At 67.6% G+C, this 3,646-nt stretch carries 1 protein-coding gene; it reads right to left on the bottom strand.

The annotated features are described in order from the left end of the window. Positions 1-340: 340 nt before the first annotated feature. Positions 341-3,076: a preprotein translocase subunit SecA gene (gene secA / locus GVN67_RS28365; protein WP_160000656.1), complete on the bottom strand. Its 2,736-nt coding sequence runs from the start codon at positions 3,074-3,076 to the stop codon at positions 341-343. Positions 3,077-3,646: the final 570 nt, after the last annotated feature.

Raw genomic sequence — 3,646 nt, 5'->3', positions numbered from 1 at the left:
CCCTGATCGCCATCGCCCGCAAGCTGCTCACCATCCTCAATGCCATCCTCCAAAGCTCAACACCCTGGAGAACCACAACCTCCGCGAAGGAGCAGACCGCTTGACACCCAAGACAGTCGCTTCTTTTTTCTGTCTGATTGCCATGTCCACGTGGACACGGGACGTGGCCCGGCCCAGCCACGCGCGACCTGTCAGCCAGTACTGGTTGTATAAAAAAACGCCCCGCCGCGCTGCCCTGGTGGGCTGACGGCAAGGGCGCTGGTCTTCAAACGGCCAACAGATAGAAAAAAGATGGGGGTCTGGGGGAATTCATTCCCCCAGCCTTCATCCTTGCCTGGGCTTATCCATTCCGCCCATGGCAGTGCTTGTACTTCTTTCCCGACCCACACGGGCACCCGGCGTTGCGCGGGGTGCGGTACCAGGTGGCGGGGTCTTGCGGGTCGACGCCGTCGACCTCGCGCGGGATGGCCGGGGCGAAGCCGGCGTCGAGCGGCGCGTGGTCCCAGCCGGCCGCGGCGCCGCCGAAGCCGTCCGGCTCCGGGTGGCGCATGTCGGTCACCATCACCGGCTCGGGCGAGGGCGGCGGCGCGTTCGGGCTCAGCTCCACGCGCAGCAGCAGGGAGGTCACCCGCTCCCGCAGGTCCTGCAGCATGGTGTTGAACAGGTTGAAGGCTTCGGACTTGTACTCGTTCAGCGGATCACGCTGGCCATAGGCGCGCAGGCCGATGCCCTGGCGCAGGTGGTCGAGGGCCAGCAGATGCTCCTTCCACACCGCGTCGAAGACCTGCAGCAGCAGCGACTTCTCCACCATCCGCATCAGCTCGGGGCCGATATTGGCGGCGCGGGCGGCGGCGGCCTGGTCGACGGCGGCTTCCAGGCGCTCGCGCACCGCCACCTCGTCGATGCCCTCTTCCTTGCCCCAGGCCTCGATCGGCAGGTCCAGGCCGAGCTCGTCATGGACCTTCTGCTGCAGCCCGACCAGGTCCCAGTTCTCGGCATAGGCGTTCACCGGGATGGCGCGGGCGACCATGTCGGCCACCGTCTCCCGGCGCATCTCCTCGACCGTCTCGGAGACGTCGGCGGCCTGCATGAAGGTCTTGCGCTGGGCATAGACCTCCTTGCGCTGGTCGTTCATGACGTCGTCGTACTTGAGCAGGTTCTTGCGGGTGTCGAAGTTGCGGGCCTCGACCTTCTTCTGGGCCTTCTCCAGCGCGCGATTGATCCACGGATGGATGATCGCCTCGCCTTCCTTCAGGCCCAGCTTCTGCAGCATCCCGCCCATCCGGTCCGACCCGAAGATCCGCATGAGATCGTCTTCGAGGGACAGGAAGAAGCGGCTGGCGCCCGGGTCGCCCTGGCGGCCGGAGCGGCCGCGCAGCTGGTTGTCGATGCGGCGCGACTCGTGCCGCTCGGTGCCGATGACGAAGAGGCCGCCGGCGGTCTTCACCACCGCCTCGTCGATCTTCACCTGGGCCAGGACATCGGCCAGATGGGCCGCGTAGTCGGGGCCGTCATGCGGCGCCGGGAAGCCCTGCTCGGCCAGCATCTCGGCATTGCCGCCGAGCTTGATGTCGGTGCCGCGGCCGGCCATGTTCGTCGCGATGGTGACGGCGCCCGGGCGGCCGGCCTGGGCGATGATGCCGGCCTCCTGCTCGTGGTAGCGGGCGTTCAGCACCTGGTGCGGCACGCCTTGCGCCTTCAGCAGCTCTGAGATCAGCTCCGACTTCTCGATGCTGGTGGTGCCGACGAGGACCGGCTGGTGGCGCGCCTGCGCCTCCTTCACCAGGGTGGCGACGGCGCCGTATTTCTCGGAGGCCGAGCGATAGACCTCGTCGTCGCTGTCGAGGCGGGAGACCGGCACGTTGGTCGGGATCTCGACCACTTCCAGCTTGTAGATCTCGGCGAACTCGTCGGCCTCGGTCGAGGCCGTGCCGGTCATGCCGGACAGCTTCGGGTAGAGGCGGAAGTAGTTCTGGAAGGTGATCGAGGCCAGCGTCTGGTTCTCGGGCTGGACCTCGACGTGCTCCTTGGCCTCCAGCGCCTGGTGCAGGCCTTCCGAGTAGCGGCGGCCTTCCATCATGCGGCCGGTGAACTCGTCGATGATGACCAGCTTGCCCTCGCGGTTGACGATATAGTCGACGTCGCGGGCAAACAGGACGTGGGCGCGCAGGCTCTGGTTGACGTGGTGCACCAGGGTGACGTTGTGGAAGTCGTAGAGCTCCCCCTCGGTCAGCAGCCCGGCGTCGCGCAGCATCTGCTCGACCTTCACGGAGCCGGCCTCGGTCAGCGCGGCGCTGCGCTGCTTCTCGTCCTTCTCGAAGGTCTCCTTGTCCTGCACCATCTCGCGGACGACGATGTCCACGGCGCGGTACAGGTCGGAGCTGTCCTCGGCCGGACCCGAGATGATCAGCGGCGTGCGCGCCTCGTCGACCAGGATGCTGTCGACCTCGTCGACGATGGCGTAGTTGAAGTCGCGCTGGACCATCTCGTCCAGGCGGTACTTCATGTTGTCGCGCAGGTAGTCGAAGCCGAACTCGTTGTTGGTGCCGTAGGTGATGTCGCAGGCATAGGCGTCGCGACGCTCGAGGTCGGTCAGCCCATGCACGATGACGCCGCAGGTCAGGCCCAGGAAATTATACAGCCGGCTCATCTGCTGGCTGTCGCGGGTGGCCAGGTAGTCGTTCACCGTGACGACATGGACGCCCTTGCCGGACAGGGCGTTCAGGTAGACCGGCAGGGTGGCGACCAGGGTCTTGCCCTCGCCGGTCTTCATCTCCGAGATGCGGCCGGAATGCAGCACCATGCCGCCGATCAGCTGCACGTCGAAATGGCGCATGCCGAGGGCGCGCTTCGACGCCTCGCGGACCGTCGCGAAGGCCTCCGGCAGGACGGCGTCGAGGCTTTCGCCGGCCTCCAGCCGCGCCCGGAGCCTGGGCGTCTGGGCTTGGAGATCGGTATCCGACAGCGCCGAGATTTGCGGCTCCAGGGCCGCGATGGCGGGCAGCCGGGCGCTGAACTGCTTCAGCACGCGGTCGTTCGAGGTGCCGAAGATGGCGCGGGCGAGGCGGGCGAACATGCTTTGTCGAAACTCTCCGAGGGCCGCTTGCACCTTCCCCGCATTCCCGACCGGGACGGTGCGGGGGTGTGCCGGAGAGGCCCCGTCCGCCGGGCCATCCGGCGGCGGAGCAAGGCCTCCGGACCCGCCGGGGGCGGGCAACAGGCTGCTTTGGTCGGAACAGATAGGCGTCGCCCGGCCATGGGTCAACGAATGCCAGGATGACAGCCAGGAAAGGCAGGGCTTGCGCTGGGGGAAAAGCCGAGCTCAGCGCATGAAATCTGCGGGACAGCGGCCGCCGCGGGACCGGTCCGGCCCGGGCGCGCCGGTCTTTCCTGGCGCGGGCGTGTCCGCCCTGAGACGGGCGCGCAATTGTGGAACGGCGCGGCTTCCGCCATTTTGGCGCGCTTCCGACCTCTTGAAGCGTCCAGCCGCGAAGGCACATGCCCCGAATGCGCTTTTTCCTCCCCTCCCTCTCCGTCCTGCTGCTGGCCTCGGCCGCTGCCATGGCTCAAGCCCCGGGCGCGCAAACCCCGGCCCCGTCGACCTTGGCCACCACCGGGTTGCCGGCGGGGGTCGCGGGGGCAGCAG

The sequence above is a fragment of the Roseomonas sp. 18066 genome (assembly GCF_902706185.1).
Lineage (GTDB): Bacteria > Pseudomonadota > Alphaproteobacteria > Acetobacterales > Acetobacteraceae > Pseudoroseomonas.
The sequence above is the reverse complement of the archived record's forward strand: the minus strand, read 5'-3'. Positions and strand labels throughout refer to the sequence as shown.

What these genes read in the sequence shown, in the direction of transcription:
- secA (WP_160000656.1), bottom strand. Translation starts at nt 3,076, where the DNA reads ATGTTCGCCCGCCTCGCCCGCGCCATCTTCGGCACCTCGAACGACCGC.